Below are 16,334 nucleotides of genomic sequence, written 5' to 3' on the forward strand. Positions count from 1 at the left end.
TTTTAGTTTTTAAAAAGTTCGCTAATTTTCCAGAAAAAGTAGTTTTACCAGAACCCTGTAAACCCGACATCAAAATCACAGAAGGATTTCCAGAAAGATTAATTCCAGCGGCATCACCACCCATTAATTCGGTCAACTCGTCTTTAACGATTTTAACCATTAATTGTCCTGGTTGTAATGTAGTTAATACGTTTTCACCAATTGCTTTTTCTTTAACTCTAGTAGTAAAATCTTTTGCAATTTTAAAATTTACGTCAGCATCTAATAAAGCTCTACGAACTTCTTTAAGAGTATCGGCAACGTTAACATCGGTAATTTTACCGTGTCCTTTTAATATATGAAACGCTTTATCTAACTTATCGCTTAAATTATCAAACATAATTCTGTTTTTGTTTAATGAAGTGCAAAGATAAGATAAAGTTATAAAGTTGCAAAGTGAGAAAATGGGTTTGTTTTAAATAAAAAAACCAGCCGTAAAAGCTGGTTTTTTATTAGGACAAAAAGAATACATTCTTAATTTTTTTCAAATGTTAAGTAATCTGTACCACCATTACCTCCACTAACATCTACTAATTCAATTTTTGTAGTACTATAGCTTAAAATATCCCAATCATCAGACAAATCATCAACAAAAGATGCAGGTGCTGGAGCTGTAAAGAATATATTAAAATCTAAATCGTTACTTGGGCTATCATCATTACTGTCATCAGAAGTTACAGACCAAGAACCAGTAAATGTATTGGTATTAGCAGCAGTTAAAACATTATTAGGACCAAATGTAAAAATGTAATTAGAATAATTTGTAGTTTTATTTACACCTGAATCTTCATAAAATGTAATACGCCAAGTACCTTGATTTACGGTATTTACTATTGGAGTAGGATCTGTTGTGGAATTTGAATCATCATCATTAGAGCACATTGAAGCTACATTTAACATGAAAATTAATGACAATATAGGGATTAAAGCTAATTTTCTCATAGTATTAAAATTTAATTTTATAGTTATTTATAATTTAGTTTTTTTTTAAATTTTTGATAGATATAAATAGTCTGTTCCGCCATTACCTCCACTTACATCTTTTAAGCGAATCTGTGTTGATGAATATTCAATAACTTCCCAATCATCTTCTAATTCATCTAAAATAGAGCCATCATAATCCAATTCTATTTTTTCTTCAGCTCCATCCATATAGTTTGACCAAGATCCATTCAAAAAATTACCATTTGACATTGCTTGGGAAGTTCCATTACTATTGAAGGTAAATGTATATCCAGCATACATTGAAGTTTGATTTGTATCATCATAAAAATAAGACACGTACCAAATTCCATCTGTTAAGATTGCTGATAAATTACCGTTACCTCCCGGAGATTGAGAATCATCATCACAATCATCTATGGCATCCTCAATAACATCTTCAAATTGGTCATTATTAGATATCACAATGGTTTGATTATTTGAATTAGTTACTGAAATTGGATATTGAATCGCTATATATTCATTATCCTCTAACGACTCTAAAAAATTGTATAGTTGTACATTATTTGTAATAGAAATTGTTTCAGCTAATTGATTATTTGCGTTATAGATATTAACTACAATTGGAAAATTGAAATTAATACATTCTATTTCATCAAAACCATCATCTTCACCACAATCATCCATAATATCATCTAAAACATCTGAATTTTGTACTACAAGTGTGGTAAAATTTTGAAATTGAACCGTGATTGGATAGACAAAATTTACAATATCATCATCGTTTGAAAATGCATCAATTGCATCTTGAACTGTTTGATAATCCGCTTGATTTGAAACTACAATATTTTGTCCATTAACAATAACAGTTGCCGGAAGTACAACGCTAAAACAACTTGAATTGTCTAATACGTTATCAATTGATGTAGGATTTTGAGAAACCCTAGAGATTAAATTTGTTAATGGTGAAGATTTTGCTAGATTTTGACTAGTATCTTGAATGACTTCATTTTCTTCACTTTGGCATGACATTAAAAGCAAACCTATTAAACTTAAATTTAAAAAATGTTTTAGTTTCATATTTATTATTTTTTTGGGTTTATATTAGTTATAACAATTCAAATTAATTTTACCCTACCTAATTTTTAAAAAAACAATCAAAATCAAAAATGATTATATTTGTTTCAACTATTTAACAATTCATTATTATAAAACCCTACCTTAGGTTTAATTAATTTTTAGCAATTCATTAAAAGATGCCTGAAAATAATACCATTTGCCAAGAAAATATTTTTTCAACTTTTTTCAAAAGCCATGCAAAAGGGTTACGAAATTATCTATACTACAAATTTGGCAATACTGAACAGGCTGAAGATGCTACGCAAGAAGCTTTCATAAAACTGTGGCAAAATTGTAAAGATGTTCCAATTGAAAAAGCTAAATCTTACATTTATACTATTGCAACTAACAATTCCTTAAACGCAATTGCACATAATAAAGTAGTTCTTACCTATGAAAAAAACAATACTTTAATTGATAGAACCAACGAAAACCCAGAACATATATTAGAACAAGAACAATTTGAATCTAAATTATTAAAAGCTATTAATAATATAAATGAAACGCAAAGAGTAGCTTTTTTAATGCATCGAATTGACGGTAAAAAATATGCCGAAATTGCCTCCGAATTAAACATTAGTGTAAAAGCGGTTGAAAAGCGTATTCACCTAGCTTTAATTGAACTAAAAAAAGAAATAGAAAATTTTAAGTAGGGTAAAAAACAATATACTTGTTACATTATTGTAATACGAAAATTATGGATGAAGATTACAAATTAGCCAAATGGCTTAATAACGAACTTACTGCTGAAGAATTAGCCGAATTTAAACAAAATCCGGACTTTCCTTTGTATGAAAAAATCAAAGAAAATTCAGCACGCTTAAAAACTCCAGCATTTGACCAAGATAAAATGTTAAGCAACGTTGTTGCTACTAAAAAAGCAACAAAAGTTGTGAAACTACAACAAAATTGGTTCGTTCGGATAGCTGCTGTTTTAGTTATTGCTTTGGGATTAAGTTTTTTTATGGTTAATAGTTTTAAAGAAAAATATTATGGTACTGAACTTACGCAAACTGTAAATTTACCAGATAATTCAGAAGTTATCGTGAATAAAAATTCGTCTATAGAATACAAAACTTTTTTCTGGAAAAACAATAGAACAATTGACTTAAAAGGTGAAGCTTACTTTAAAGTTGCAAAAGGAAAAACATTTGAAGTCAATACGAATTTAGGTAAAGTGACCGTTTTAGGAACACAATTCAATGTAAATTCAAAAGATAACACCTTTGAAGTAACTTGCTACGAAGGAAAAGTAAAAGTAAACTACAAAAATCAAGAACTTATTTTAACAAAAGGGATGTTAGTTACTTTTGAAAATAATTCTAAAAAAGAAGGGAAAACAACATTATCAATGCCAAACTGGGCTTCTGATGAAATAGAAATGAGTTTTACAAATCAAAACTTAAAAACTATTATTACAGATATTGAAAACACATATAATGTTACCATTAAAACAAATACGATAGCAACAGATCAATCATTCACAGGAAAACTTCCAAGCAATAATTTAGATGTAGCCTTACAAATAATAGCCTCAACCTATCATTTACAAATTAACAAATCAAACGAAACAAGTTTTGAATTAGTAAAAAAGTAAATGAATTACAGTCGTTTTTTAATAATGATATTTAGTTTATTTGTCATTGTCTTACCGCTTCGAGCACAAGACAATGGCAAGACTATTTTATTGAAAAAAATATTAGAAAACATTGGCAAAACTCACGAAGTCAATTTTAATTATATCGAAGAAGAAATTGCGATTTTTAAATTAATTCCTCCTTCGAATTCAGTAACTCTTCAAGAAAAATTGAACTATATTTCTGAAAAAACACAATTAAAATTTGAATTTATTTCTGAAAAATACATCTCAGTAATCAACAATCAAAAACTTGATAAACCTTTGTGTGGCTATCTTTTGGATAAAGAAACCAAAGAACCCATACAAAATGCAACACTTTTAGTTTCTGGAACAAACTCTTATGCCATTACAAACGAGATTGGTTTTTTTGAACTTAAAACAAAATCTGCAAATACCATCGAAATTTCACATTTGAATTACAAATCAGAAATTATTCAATCTTCATTTTTATATGTAGAAAATTGTCCAAAAATCTACTTAAAAAGTGTAATAAATGATTTAGAACCAGTTGTAACAACCTTATTTTTAACCAAAGGAATCAGTAAAAAAAGAGAGGGTACTTACGAAATAAAACCTAAAAAAATTGGTCTTCTTCCTGGGTTGACAGAACCCGATATATTTCAAACTATGCAGCAAATCCCTGGAATTAATGCTACCGACGAAAGTATCTCAAATACAAGTGTAAGAGGCGGAACACACGACCAAAATTTATTTCTTTGGAACGGCATTAGATTATACCAAACAGGGCATTTTTTTGGATTAATATCATCTTTAAATCCCAATTTAGCACACAAAATAAATATTGCTAAAAATGGAACTTCAGCATTTTATGGAGATGGAGTTTCTAGTTCGGTCTTAATTTCAACACATACAGATTCTATTGAAAACACTACTGGAGCTGTAGGTTTTAACTTAATTAACGCTGATTTTTATGCAAAAGTAAAAACTTCTAAGAAATCAAACATTGAAATTAGTGGAAGACGATCGTATACTGATTTAATTACTTCACCAACTTACAAAAGTTATTTCGATAAGATATTTCAAAATACCATAGTAACCAATTACTTTGACAATCAAAACATTAAATATAATTCAAAGGAAGACTTTTATTTCTATGATTTTACAGTACAATACCATCAAAAAATAAAACAAAAAACAGATTTATTTGTTGATATCTTGAGTATTAGCAACGTATTAGACATATTTCAAACCAAAACAGAAAATAATATTACCATATCTAAAAACAGTTGCTTAGAACATCAAACTTATGGAGCAAATGCATTGTTGAGAACAAACTGGAATGCAAAAAATAGCAGCGAAATATCAATTTACGCTTCCTATTACAATATTAATTCTGAAAATGAATCGATAGAAAGCAATCAAATTTTTAATCAAGAAAACACCATTTTAGATACGGGTATAAAATTACAAAATAATCATATCCTATCTGACAATTTTACCTTTAGGAATGGCTATCAATTTAATGAAATTGGAGTACGAAATGTAGATATCGTAAATACGCCTGTTTTTTCTAGAAAAATCAAAGAAGTTTTAAAAAATCATGCGCTAATTGCCGAACTTAACTATTATTCAGTTAACGATAAATTTAATGGCCGAATTGGTTTCAGACAAAACTATATTCAAGAATTTTCAACGTTTATTTTTGAACCGCGAATTCAGTTAAATTATAAATTCACTCCGTTTTTCCAATTGGAAATTATGGGAGAAAGCAAGCATCAAACCACATCACAAATTGTTGATTTACAACAAGATTTTTTAGGTATCGAAAAACGAAGATGGACTTTATCTAACAATGAAGACATTCCTATTGTGAAAAGTAATCAAGCGTCATTAGGATTCTCGTTCAATAAAAACAATTGGTTGCTAACTCTAGAAAATTTCTACAAAAAAGTAGATGGAATTACCAGTATGAGTCAAGGTTTTCAAAACCAATATGAATTTGTAAAGACCAATGGAAATTTCACGGTTTACGGAACCGAATTTTTAATTCAAAAACAATTCAGACATATTACTTCTTGGGTAAGTTATACTTTTCAAGAAAATAATTATGAATTTAAAACATTGAATGCAAAAGCATTTCCTAATAATTTTGAAATTAAGCATCACATAAAATCAGCTTTTATATCAGATTTCAAAAATATAAAACTTGCCATTGGAGCACAATGGTTTACTGGGAAACCAACAACTTTACCAATAAGCACAACACCTATCTACACAAATCCAGAAACACCGGCTGTGGGTTATCAAGCGCCAAATTCATCTAATTTAGAGGATTATTTCCAAGTGAATTTTTCAGGTGCTTATGCTTTTAATATTGGTACAAAATCAAAACTAAATTTTGGTTTTTCGGTTCAAAATTTATTGAATAATAAAACCAGTATCAATCAACATTATCGCATCAACAATAACACAAATATTGTGGAACAGATAAATACTTTCTCATTAGAAAGAACACCAAATGCCTTTTTAAGATTTACTTTCTAATGAAAAAGTCAGGCTTTCACCTGACTTCAATATTAATCTTTTATCTTAAATACTTTTCTTAAAATATCTTCCATCAAACACCATTTGGTAATGGATGATTGTAGTAAATTGGCCCCTACAAAAAGAGTAAACCAATACCAATTTTCGTTTACATACATTCCTAAAAGCACACTTAAAAGAATAAAAGTTCCTGCTACTGCTCTAACAATTCTATTAATCATAATTTCTAATTTTAATTATATTTTTCTACCGATAAAACGGCTAAATGAACTTTTGAAATTGATTCTACCTTTTTATTAAAAGCGAACACCTCATCAAATAATATGTCTAAATTTTGTTGTAAAATAAAAGCATAAAAGACAACCGAATCCGTTTCATTCATTTCAGAACCAAACCAATTATCTTCTACACTTTCGTCAGAAGCATCTCTAAAACCTTTTACATCACGATACGAATACGATTTTACTTTAGCTTCTTTCAGCATCTTTTTGACATCTTTTTCAAATTCTGCTATTGCGGTGATTAGTACTAATTTCATAATATTATTATTTTAAACCTAACAGATTTTTGAAACCTGTTAGGTTGATTTTTAATTATTTTTCTCCCATTTTTTACGTTCTGTGATATAGTAAATCAAAGGCACTACGATTAATGTTAACAATGTTGAAACAATCGCTCCTGCGACTAACGAAATAGCTAATCCTTGGAAAATTGGATCAAACAAAATGATTGACGCTCCGATTACTACTGCTCCTGTCGTTAATAAAATTGGGGTTGTTCTAACAGCTCCCGCTTCAATAATAGCTTGTTTCATTGGAATACCATCGTTCAAACGAATTTCGATAAAGTCAATTAGCAAGACCGAATTCCGAACCATAACTCCAGCCAAAGCAATCATTCCAATGAACGAAGTAGCTGTAAAGAAAGCTCCTAATAACCAGTGACCTAATACAATTCCAACTAAAGAAAGTGGAATCGCAACCATCATAACGATTGGGGTTTTGAAGTTTTGGAACCAACCTACAATCAACATGTAAATCACAATAATTACAACTAAGAAGGCTGCACCTAAATCACGGAACACTTCTAAGGTAATTTGCCATTCGCCATCCCATTTTACAGTGAAATCACTTTCATCTGATGGTGAACCGATATACAATTCGTTTACTTTATATCCTTTTGGCAATTGCATTTTTTCTAACTTCTCATTCATTCCCAAAATCGCATAAACCGGACTTTCTAAGGCTCCCGCCATATCGGCTAAAACATATACTACTCGTTTTTGATCTTTTCTGTAAATCGTATTTTGAAGCGTATCTGTAGTAACTTTTACTAAATCACTCACCGGAACTACATTACCACGACTTCCCTTGATTTTCAAATTTTGAATATCTTGCATCGAAGTTTTGTCTTTGTCTGCAAAGGATAGTGTGATTCCTACAGGATTATTCGAACGTTCATCATACAAATTAGAAACTGGCATTTCTCTTAACAAATAAGTCAAATTACCAACAACTTGTTGTGGAGCGATTCCGTTTAACATGGCTTTTTCTCTATCTACTTCTAATTTGTATTCTACTTGAGGAGCTTCTACCATCCAATCCGTATCCACTACATCAGAAGTAGTTTCTAAAATGGTTTTCACTTGATTCGCAACTTTGATTTGCTCTTCGTAATTTGGTCCATACACCTCAGCTACTAAAGTAGACAAAACGGGTGGTCCTGGCGGAACTTCAACAATTTTTACATTCGCACCATATTTTTTAGCAATCTTTTGTACTTCTGGACGCACTACTTTTGCGATATCGTGACTTTGCAAATCGCGATCTTCTTTGTGTAGTAAATTGACTTGAATATCCGCCATGTTGCTTCCACCTCGCATATCGTAATGACGCACCAAACCGTTAAAAGTTATTGGAGCCGAAGCACCAATATAATTTTGATAATCCACCACTTCAGGAACTGTTGAAAGATATTGTGCAATTTCTTTAGTAACAGCAGCCGTTCTTTCTAAAGTAGTTCCTTCTGGCATATCAATCACCACTTGAAATTCATTTTTGTTATCAAAAGGCAACATTTTTACCGCTACTGATTTCGTAAAGAACATCAATACAGAACCTAATAAAAGTACTATCGTAACAACGAACATTAAGTTACGTTTTTTAGAATTATCTAAAAGCGGTTGTTCAACTTTCTTGTAGATTTTATAAATCCAAGACGTTTCTAAACCTTGTTCTTCTTTGTGTTCTTGTTCGTCTTTCTCATGTAATAAATGGTATCCCAAATAAGGTGTAACGGTCAAAGCTACAAACAATGATAATAACATCGCAATAGAAGCACCAATCGGCATTGGACTCATATAAGGTCCCATCATACCCGATACGAAAGCCATGGGTAAGATTGCTGCAATTACAGTAAACGTTGCTAAAATGGTTGGGTTTCCTACTTCGTTTATCGCATAAATGGCAGCTTGTTTGAATGGCAGTCGCTTCATTTTGAAATGACGGTGCATGTTTTCGGCAATAATAATACTGTCGTCGACTACTATACCTACTACGAATACCAAAGCAAAAAGCGTAATTCTATTTAACGTATAGCCTAATAAATAATAACTAAATAATGTCAAAGCAAACGTCAACGGAACTGAGAAGAAAACTACTAATCCACCTCTCCAACCCATCGCTAGCATTACTAAAACTGTAACGGCAATAATGGCAACACCTAAGTGCAACAACAACTCTCCTACTTTGTGCGAAGCCGTTTCTCCGTAATTACGAGTAATTTCTACATGTACATCTTCGGGAATTAAATTTTTCTTTAAACTTTCAACTTTAGTAATGATTTTCTCTGAAATCTGCATCGCATCGGCACCTTTTACTTTTGCAACCGAAATAGTGACAGCAGGATATTCCGAATTGAATTTTGAGAATTTCTCATTCGCTTTTCCGTACCCAAAAGACACATAGTTCTTTGGTGTTTGAGGTCCATCTTGAATTGTAGCGACTTGTTTTAAGTAAACTGGCATGTTGTTATTCACTCCTACTACCAAGTTTTCTACATCTTCTGAAGTGGCTAAAAATTTACCTGTTGTAACTAAATACTCGGTATCATTTTGTACAAAACTTCCTGATTGCGAGCTTCCGTTATTGGCTTGAATCATTTGCATAATGCTCAACGCATCTACACCATTTTCAGCCATTTTATCTTTATCTAAAACTACTTTTAGCTCACGTGTTCTCCCACCAATTTCTTTCGTAATCGCAACATCTTTTACTTTTTCAACTTCTGAAGTAACTTCTTCTGCGATTTGACGCAATTGGAAATCATCATATTTTTCACTCCAAAGCGTTAATCCCAACATCGGAACATCATCAATCGAACGTGTTTTTACGATGGGTTGCATGACACCTTCTGGAAACATGGTGCGGTTTTTCATCAATTCGTCGTATAATTTTACATACGAATCTTCACTGTTTTCGCCTACATAAAATTGCACCACCATCATAGAATAGCCATTGAAAGCCATACTGTGAATGTGCTCCACTCCCTTGATGTTACTAATAATTTTTTCTAATGGTTTTACCACTCTATTTTCTATCTCAGACGGACTTGCGCCAGGATACATGACCATAACATCGGCCATAGGAACGTTAATTTGCGGTTCTTCTTCCCTTGGAATTAAGAACGAACTATATGTACCAATAATCATCAACGCCACCATCAATAAAATGGTTAGTTTAGAGTTGATAAAGAAATTGGCTATTTTACCTGATATACCTTCTTGCATGTTATTTTTTGTTTAAAAGTTTAAAGTTTCAGGTTTCAAGTTATCTACTAAAAACCCTTACTGAACACTAACTACTGATTACTGAACACTAACCTTAGCTCCGTTGAATAATTTACCTTCAGCTGAAACGATATATTGCTCGTCTGCTGCTAATCCTGATAATACTTCTACTTGATTACCAAAAGTTTTTCCGATTCGTAACCATCTTAAAATAGCAACATTACCGCTTCCTACCGTGTAAATTCCTGTTAATTGACCTTGTTTTACTAAAGCGCTTTCAGGAACTAGAACTACATCCGTTTTAACAGTAGTTGTTGCTTTTTTAGCTGTTGGAAATTGAACGTTTACAAACATTCCAGATAAGATTTCTTTATCCATTTTGTCCAAAGTTACTTTTACCAAATATTGTCCTCCTGTATTTTTTGCGGATAAACTCACTTCAGAAACTTTTCCCGCAACTTCTTTGTTTAATGATTTTACATTGATTTTTACTGGCATTCCGTTTTTTACATTCGAAATATCACTTTCTGAAACCATTGCGGTTACTTGTAATCTTGAAGCGCCTTCAATACTTACTAATGGCATTCCTGGGTTTGCCATATCACCTTCTTTTACGAAAGTATTCGTTACCGTTCCTGAAAATGGAGCTGTGATATTCGAATAAGAAAACTGCGCCATCACTTCATTACGCATTTGTTTTGCCGCTTCTAATCCTGCTTTTGCCATTTCGTAGCGAGCGGTCATATCGTCTAATTCTTTTTGCGAAGCCGATTGTTGGGCGAACAAATTCACAAAACGATCATAATCTTTTTTCGCATTGTTGTACCCTGCTGTAGCTTGCGTGATAGAAGCATCAACTTGTGCTTTTTTAGCTTGCAAATCTGTGTTATTGATGCTTACCAAAAGTTGTCCAGCCAAAACATTTTGTCCCACTTTTACATTCACTTTGGTTACATATCCCATCATTCTTGTGCTTAGGTTCGCACTATTTTCCGATTCGATTTTTCCACTTGCCGTTATGTATGGACTATTAGAGTTTCCAGAATTTCCAGCCACTTTTACTGGAATTGCAGGTAAATCGGCTACATTTTCTTTTTTATCACCCCCACAAGATGTTAAGATTAGAGATAAAATGGTTAATATTGTTAGTATCTTTTTCATGTTGTTATTTTGTTAAAAATTGTAAGTATTGTTTAGTAAAGTTATATTCGAAAACAGCTTGCAAATGTTCTAATTCTTTTTGTGCCATTTGGGTTTCTGCCATTAATAAATCGGTTGTTTTTTCTAATCCTTGAGTGAATCGGTTTTGACGAATTCTAAAAGCTTCTTGCGATTGTTCAAAAGCTAATTTGGATAAATTCACTTTGTTTTCTGCATCAAGTAATTGACGATTCGTTTTACTTAATTCTAACTGACTTTGCTTTTTGTATTGTTCAGTTTCAACCGTTGCTTTTTCAAAATCAGCTTTTGCTTTTTGAGTTTTTCCGATGTTTTTATAGCCATCAAAAACATTCCATGATAACTGTGCTCCAACTAAATACCCTTTAGCTGAAGTTTGAAACACATGTTGGTCATACAATTCATAACTTCCAAAAGCATTTAATCGTGGCAAGAAACCGAATTTAGACGATTGAAACACTTTTTGATACGCTTCTGCCGATTTTTGCAGCGCTTGTATATCTTTTCTAGATTCAGAAAGTGTTGTATTGATACTTTCGATAGCAATTGTATTATCTAATGTTTCTACTGGCTTATAAATTTTTCCAGCCATATCTTCATTCAATAGGAACGCTAAATAATCAGAAGCATTTTGCACATTCGATTTGGCATATTGTAATTGATTAGCGATTTCATTTACACGAACTTGCACGTTTAGCAAATCGGTTTTTTGTAGCATTCCGTTTTTGAAATAATTTTCTACCAATTTTAAATTGCCTTGTGCAGTTGTATTTGCTTTCTCTAAAACTTTTACTGCTTTATACGCCAATTGCAATTGCATATACGCTTTTGAAACTTCTAGTTCCAAATATTCTTTAGTACGTTCTGTCTGCAATTGAAAAGCATCCATTTTAGCTCTTGCAGCTTGTCTTCCATACAAACCATCTAAATTAATTAGAGGTTGTTGCACCTCGATTTTAGTTGCAAAATTTTGTGTTTTATCAGGATCATTTAACAATGCTGGATTAAAGTCGGAAGCCGTTAAAATTTCTTGATTTAATTTCGACCCAAACGCCATTAAAGGATTAGTAGTTACTATTCCAGTATGCGAAACATTAATATTCGGTAAAAAAAGTGCATTCGATTGACGATAATCTGCCTTTGCAGACTGAAATGATTTTTCTGCCACTTTAATTTGTAGGTTATTTTCAGTGACTTTCTGAATTAAATCATTTTTTGAAATCGTCAAAGTATCTTGGGCAAACGTTGTTGCAGATACTACCCCTAATACAATTAATAAGTTGACTTTCTTCATAGTATAGTTTTATTCTTATTTTATGTTACAAATGTACATTGGTAAAAAAAGGTAGTCGGTAACAAGAGTTACAAAGACCTGTTACAAATGTTACAAAAAGAAAGAGCGCCTATAAAAGACGCTCTTACTAACCAATAAAACTAAAACAATCATCAACAATAGTAGATGATGTTACTTTCTTGTTCCTCCATGTCCACCCGCAACTATTTTTAATATTCTAATATTTAAATAAAAGAATTTAAAAAATTGTATCAAAGGATTTTGCATTTTGGAACGCTGTGCGTTTGATATTCTTTGTGTCATTTTTTAGGTATTTGGTATTTTGGTAAAAGTTTCTTTCTACTTAATGAACTATTCAGGAATTAACCACCAAAAGGGTTTCATTTTAGCCTTATAAATAAAAGCATAATGTAAAGCTAACTTTACCCAGTGACCCGCTAAACCAATATCTCCAAAGGTTTTCTTGATATCTCTTCCTCCAGTATTGGGATATTTTTTATAATCAGGAACAATTGGATACGTTGTAATACTTACACCACTTCCTTGTGTCATTCCGTAACCTGCTGATGCAATACAAGCAGCTCCCATATTTCCTAATGAACCTTTGTGATGTAATGATTCTTTTCCGGCTTTGATTGAATCTATTATGTTATCCGCTACTAATTTTGCTGTAATTCCAGAAGGCATACCTGTTCTTGGTGGTGATGGAAAAATTTCGGTTCCGTTTTTACTTTTTCTTGGTTTTGAAATAGTATGTGGTGGTGCAAAAGCAATTCCAGGTGCAAAGATGTTTTTATAGCTTGGATTTTGATACGTTTCTGGCCAATCTTGAACAGTCCATTCTTCGTAAGGTTTCGGTGTATAATCAGCATCAACCACCATGAAACCTCTGAATAATTTTTCGGTAATATTCTGCCCGTCTTTGTCATACGCTTGAAAACCATGTCCTGAGAAAGCAGGAATCAACATACCAAAATCAAAGGATTCAGTTTTATATTCTCCTTCTAAATTTTCATAATGTACTACTCCATCTTCCACTTTAGTAACTCCGGCTCCTAAAATCCATTTAATACCACGATCTTCAAAGATCATCTCAACCATATCTTTCGATTTCATGTTAAAACCGTTGTATTCCATCAACATGCCATCCATACCAAAATCACCTAATTCGTATTCATTGGAAATCCATGTAATTTCAGCTTTATCTCGAACCCCAAACTTTTGTAATTCTTTTTCTACATTCAAAATATATTCAAAAGCAGCACCTTGACAAGTTGCTTTTGCATGCCCGGTTCCGATAAGAATTTTTGCTTTTTTATCCGATTTTTTTAATTGGTCAATTAATTTATGAAGAGCGTCCGATGCATGTTCGGCATGATCATAAGTACAAACAGAATACACTTTATTTGTTGCTGGTAGTAAACCTTCGGTCATATCAAAAGCCAATTTTGGACCTGTAGCATTAATTAAATAATCGTAAGTAACTTTTTCTTGTTTACCTAAGTTATCTCCAAAAACGCCTTCAACTAAAATATAGGGTTTTGTTTCTGAACTATCGCCTTCGGGATGAAAGGATATGGCCTTGGCTTGTTTGTATCCAATTCCTTTTCTTTTATACAATGGTTCTAAAGGAAATATTACTTCCTTTGATTTCATTCTTCCAATTCCAACCCATATATTTGAGGGAACCCATTGGTAATTTCTATTGGGAGAAACTACTAAAACTTCGTGTTCCTTACCTAATTTTTTTCTTAAGTGAGCTGCAGCTGTATGTCCAGCTATACCAGCACCTAAAACAACTATTTTTGACATATTTTTTCGTTTTAATAAATCAAAATTAATTGATATGTATTTGTACTACAGCAACATTTGTTACATAAAAAAAACGCCCCGATTACATCGAGGCGTTTTGAATTTATTTAATAAAAACTATTCCGATTTTTTCTCAGCAGCTTTTTTAGATGAACAACATCCACCTGATTTAGCCTCTGAACCACAAGATTTTTTTTCTTCAGACGAACAAGATTTTTCAGTTTTAGCTGTTTCTTTTTTTGCTTTTTTCTTTGGCTCTTGAGCATTAACATTCATTGATAACATAAAAGCAGCCACTGCCATAATAGAAACTAATTTTTTCATTGTATTTATTTTTAAATTTATTATTTATTCTTTTGTTAGTTTTGTACTATCACAAATATATTGAAATTTACAAATAGTACTCTTAATTTTTTATTAATTTAACATTTATTACTTTTTTATTACTCGTTTTGATACATAATATTTATCGTCAAAAATAAAAGTAATAAATACCATTTTAGTATTTACGAACAAAACATCAAAGTTCATAGCATTTTTCCCAACTTTCGCATCTTCTATTTCCCCTTCTTCAATTATTTTACCATCCAATCCAGATATTATATAATTAAGTTTTGCTTTGTAAGGCAATTCAAACTCAACTCTAACAGTATCATTCTCTGTTGGATTTGGTGAAACTGTAAAGGAAAAAGGATTTTCTCCATTAATCTGTGGAGTGCTTAAAGTGGTGTTTTTAACCAACTTCACTTCATAAACTGTTGGATCAGCACTTGTTAAATTGGTTTGATTGTCCGTAAATGCAGTAGCAGAACTACTTTGAATTCCTCCAAATAAATATCCGATAACAAATTCATTATCTGTAATATTGGACAACTGTATCACTTCATTTGAATAATGCGGTAAATTCTCATTCGGAATGAATTCTGCTCCAGCTCCTTTTAAATTAGGCATTTCTACTGGTAATTGATATTCGAGCAAACTTCCATCTGCAAAACGAGTTGTTCTACTTATGGTTTTCACAAAGGGAACCGTATCATCTTGTAATAAAGTTCCATTTGAATAATAATACTGACTCATACCTCCAAAAAACAAATTGTGCATTCTGTTATTGGTAGCATCATACAAACAAGCTTTTCCGCTATGATAATTGCTTAAATATTGATTGAATTGCGTTTGCGGATAATAACCTCCTGCTTTGATATCAACTGGATATAAAAAAGGTAAATCCACCGCAATTTGAAATACGCCTGACGAAATCGTGTAGCCTAATTCTCCATTAGGAAATATTTGAGGCAACAAATTATAATCGCGACGATGCAAATGAACTGCATCTACAACTTCTTCATAATTGGCATAACTTAAATTACTTCCAGAATTATCAATAGTGAATTTTCGAATAGCATTCGAATAGGTTTGAGTAAACGTTGGATTGTTCATAGGATTATATCTTCCATCAAAACGATGTCCGCCCACTAAATAAAATGTATTCCCAATTTTACCCAACTGTCCACCTGTAATCGCAAAAACATCATTAGTAATTTGCTTGAAATACGAAGTAATTGGAGTTCCCGCCACAATAGCGTTAATCAAATTTGGCACATCAACTGAAGTCAGATTATTGAACGTTTTATGATCGGCAGCTGTTGTAGAATACGCATATCCACCAACGATAAACAAAGCATCACCATCTTGATAAAAATTCATGTTGGTCGATTGCAATTGTTCTTTAATTCCTGTCGGAAGTGAATTCACCGAAGCCGACCACGATTGTTGTGAAGCAATATCAACCACATATATATTAGTATTGTTTTGCGCTCCTGGAAAAGCATTGAAAGGTTGACGGGCATGAACACCGTCTTTTCGACCTCCAATGATTAGCCATTTTCCATTGTGCTGCGCAAAAGCATACGAATGTAATCCCGGTAAACCTGAAACAGATACCGGCGTTAACACCACATCGTATTCAAAGGTGCTTTGTGCTGTTGTTGACTGAAAAAATGCCAACAAAAACACGATTA

At 32.1% G+C, this 16,334-nt stretch carries 14 protein-coding genes; 3 read left to right on the plus strand and 11 right to left on the minus strand.

All coding sequences use genetic code 11. The features are described from left to right. The 3 genes from Q0075_RS11580 to Q0075_RS11590 form a co-directional block, all read right to left on the minus strand. On the minus strand, window positions 1-379 hold a 379-nt coding region (locus tag Q0075_RS11580; RefSeq protein WP_297869648.1), incomplete at its 3' end, for a signal recognition particle receptor subunit alpha. 134 nt (window positions 380-513) lie between these two features. Then, window positions 514-981 carry a hypothetical protein gene (locus Q0075_RS11585; RefSeq protein ID WP_297869649.1) on the minus strand — a complete coding sequence of 156 codons (468 nt, stop codon included), beginning with the start codon at window positions 979-981 and terminating at the stop codon, window positions 514-516. Window positions 982-1,026: 45 nt separating this feature from the next. Then, window positions 1,027-2,061 carry a hypothetical protein gene (locus Q0075_RS11590; protein ID WP_297869650.1) on the minus strand — a complete coding sequence of 345 codons (1,035 nt, stop codon included), beginning with the start codon at window positions 2,059-2,061 and terminating at the stop codon, window positions 1,027-1,029. 176 nt (window positions 2,062-2,237) lie between these two features. Here Q0075_RS11590 and Q0075_RS11595 point away from each other — a divergent pair, with 176 nt between their 5' ends. From Q0075_RS11595 to Q0075_RS11605, 3 genes are read left to right on the plus strand one after another with little or no spacing between them, the layout of a single operon-like run. Continuing rightward, the gene (locus Q0075_RS11595) at window positions 2,238-2,753 is read left to right on the plus strand and encodes a sigma-70 family RNA polymerase sigma factor (protein WP_297869651.1); all 516 of its coding nucleotides are present in this window, start codon (window positions 2,238-2,240) and stop codon (window positions 2,751-2,753) included. Window positions 2,754-2,797: 44 nt separating this feature from the next. Further along, a complete protein-coding gene (locus tag Q0075_RS11600; protein ID WP_297869652.1) occupies window positions 2,798-3,697 on the plus strand; it encodes a FecR family protein in 900 nt (299 codons plus the stop codon). Window positions 3,698-3,721: 24 nt separating this feature from the next. Further along, the gene (locus Q0075_RS11605; protein ID WP_297869653.1) at window positions 3,722-6,244 is read left to right on the plus strand and encodes a carboxypeptidase-like regulatory domain-containing protein; all 2,523 of its coding nucleotides are present in this window, start codon (window positions 3,722-3,724) and stop codon (window positions 6,242-6,244) included. A 32-nt stretch (window positions 6,245-6,276) separates the two neighbouring features. On the opposite strand, the gene Q0075_RS11610 is transcribed toward Q0075_RS11605, so the two are convergent. The 8 genes from Q0075_RS11610 to Q0075_RS11645 all read right to left on the minus strand — a co-directional run bounded on the left by Q0075_RS11610 (window position 6,277) and on the right by Q0075_RS11645 (window position 16,332). After that, window positions 6,277-6,465, minus strand: coding sequence for a DUF2892 domain-containing protein (locus Q0075_RS11610; protein ID WP_291107054.1), 189 nt, complete (start codon window positions 6,463-6,465; stop codon window positions 6,277-6,279). Between the two features lie 11 nt (window positions 6,466-6,476). Then, window positions 6,477-6,782: a hypothetical protein gene (locus Q0075_RS11615; protein WP_291107057.1), complete on the minus strand. Its 306-nt coding sequence runs from the start codon at window positions 6,780-6,782 to the stop codon at window positions 6,477-6,479. 51 nt (window positions 6,783-6,833) lie between these two features. Beyond that, window positions 6,834-10,031 carry an efflux RND transporter permease subunit gene (locus Q0075_RS11620; protein ID WP_297869654.1) on the minus strand — a complete coding sequence of 1,066 codons (3,198 nt, stop codon included), beginning with the start codon at window positions 10,029-10,031 and terminating at the stop codon, window positions 6,834-6,836. Window positions 10,032-10,109: 78 nt separating this feature from the next. Beyond that, a complete protein-coding gene (locus tag Q0075_RS11625; RefSeq protein ID WP_297869655.1) occupies window positions 10,110-11,192 on the minus strand; it encodes an efflux RND transporter periplasmic adaptor subunit in 1,083 nt (360 codons plus the stop codon). 4 nt (window positions 11,193-11,196) lie between these two features. Next, the gene (locus tag Q0075_RS11630; protein ID WP_297869656.1) at window positions 11,197-12,504 is read right to left on the minus strand and encodes a TolC family protein; all 1,308 of its coding nucleotides are present in this window, start codon (window positions 12,502-12,504) and stop codon (window positions 11,197-11,199) included. A gap of 351 nt (window positions 12,505-12,855) precedes the next feature. Beyond that, window positions 12,856-14,316, minus strand: a complete 1,461-nt coding sequence (locus Q0075_RS11635; RefSeq protein ID WP_297869657.1) for an FAD-dependent oxidoreductase — start codon at window positions 14,314-14,316, stop codon at window positions 12,856-12,858. Between the two features lie 117 nt (window positions 14,317-14,433). Continuing rightward, the gene (locus Q0075_RS11640) at window positions 14,434-14,640 is read right to left on the minus strand and encodes a hypothetical protein (protein WP_297869658.1); all 207 of its coding nucleotides are present in this window, start codon (window positions 14,638-14,640) and stop codon (window positions 14,434-14,436) included. Between the two features lie 108 nt (window positions 14,641-14,748). Next, window positions 14,749-16,332: a hypothetical protein gene (locus Q0075_RS11645; RefSeq protein ID WP_297869659.1), complete on the minus strand. Its 1,584-nt coding sequence runs from the start codon at window positions 16,330-16,332 to the stop codon at window positions 14,749-14,751. Between the last annotated feature and the right edge of the window lie 2 nt (window positions 16,333-16,334).

This window comes from uncultured Flavobacterium sp. (genome assembly GCF_937967675.1).
In the GTDB taxonomy this organism is placed as follows: domain Bacteria; phylum Bacteroidota; class Bacteroidia; order Flavobacteriales; family Flavobacteriaceae; genus Flavobacterium.

Bases quoted from the DNA above. Each gene is read 5' to 3' on its own strand.
- Q0075_RS11595 (WP_297869651.1), top strand. From the start codon at position 2,238: ATGCCTGAAAATAATACCATTTGCCAAGAAAATATTTTTTCAACTTTT.
- Q0075_RS11610 (WP_291107054.1), bottom strand. From the start codon at position 6,465: ATGATTAATAGAATTGTTAGAGCAGTAGCAGGAACTTTTATTCTTTTA.
- Q0075_RS11585 (WP_297869649.1), bottom strand. From the start codon at position 981: ATGAGAAAATTAGCTTTAATCCCTATATTGTCATTAATTTTCATGTTA.
- Q0075_RS11600 (WP_297869652.1), top strand. From the start codon at position 2,798: ATGGATGAAGATTACAAATTAGCCAAATGGCTTAATAACGAACTTACT.
- Q0075_RS11605 (WP_297869653.1), top strand. From the start codon at position 3,722: ATGATATTTAGTTTATTTGTCATTGTCTTACCGCTTCGAGCACAAGAC.
- Q0075_RS11635 (WP_297869657.1), bottom strand. From the start codon at position 14,316: ATGTCAAAAATAGTTGTTTTAGGTGCTGGTATAGCTGGACATACAGCT.
- Q0075_RS11630 (WP_297869656.1), bottom strand. From the start codon at position 12,504: ATGAAGAAAGTCAACTTATTAATTGTATTAGGGGTAGTATCTGCAACA.
- Q0075_RS11640 (WP_297869658.1), bottom strand. From the start codon at position 14,640: ATGAAAAAATTAGTTTCTATTATGGCAGTGGCTGCTTTTATGTTATCA.
- Q0075_RS11615 (WP_291107057.1), bottom strand. From the start codon at position 6,782: ATGAAATTAGTACTAATCACCGCAATAGCAGAATTTGAAAAAGATGTC.
- Q0075_RS11590 (WP_297869650.1), bottom strand. From the start codon at position 2,061: ATGAAACTAAAACATTTTTTAAATTTAAGTTTAATAGGTTTGCTTTTA.
- Q0075_RS11620 (WP_297869654.1), bottom strand. From the start codon at position 10,031: ATGCAAGAAGGTATATCAGGTAAAATAGCCAATTTCTTTATCAACTCT.
- Q0075_RS11625 (WP_297869655.1), bottom strand. From the start codon at position 11,192: ATGAAAAAGATACTAACAATATTAACCATTTTATCTCTAATCTTAACA.